The following is a 490-nucleotide window of genomic DNA, read 5'->3' as shown; positions in this document are numbered from 1 at the left end:
CCACCAGCCGCAGGCTGCCCGGGGCGCGGGCCCCGGTGGCCGTCAGCCAGGCGGTCCAGGCGCGCAGCATCTGCGGCAGCAGGATCAGGCTCTGCGGCTGCTGGGCTTGCACCGTGGCGTCAAAGCGGGCCACGTCAAAGCTGGAGGAACCGCTCAGCCCCAGCTCGGCCAGCGGCAGGGTGATGCAGGTGGCCCCCTGGCGCAGCGGTGCCATCAGGCCCGCAATGTTCTCCAGCAGCACGGCCAGCGGCAGGGCGCACAGGTGGCGGCGGATGTCCAGCGGGGCCAGCGCCTGGACCAGCCCCTCGGCCACGCGGTCCATGGCGGCCGCACCCAGGCACACGCCCTTGGGGGTGCCGGTGGTACCCGAGGTGAAGGTGATCTTGGCGGTGCCCGCGGGCATGGCGACCGCCGTGGCCGGCAGGCGCAGCAGCACCAACTCCTGGCCGGCGACGCAGCAGGGGAGGCCGGTGCCTGGGGCCAGCGGGCG

Annotated in this window: 1 protein-coding gene; it reads right to left on the bottom strand. The window is 74.9% G+C overall.

Going from position 1 to position 490, the window contains the following annotated elements:
* Positions 1-490, bottom strand: a 490-nt coding sequence (locus SJH88_RS19390; RefSeq protein ID WP_274755412.1) for an AMP-binding protein, incomplete at both ends; no start/stop codon positions are given.

The sequence above is a fragment of the Comamonas sp. GCA5 genome (assembly GCF_036541385.1).
In the GTDB taxonomy this organism is placed as follows: Bacteria; Pseudomonadota; Gammaproteobacteria; order Burkholderiales; family Burkholderiaceae_C; genus Comamonas; species Comamonas aquatica.
This window is presented reverse-complemented; position numbering and strand designations above follow the sequence as displayed.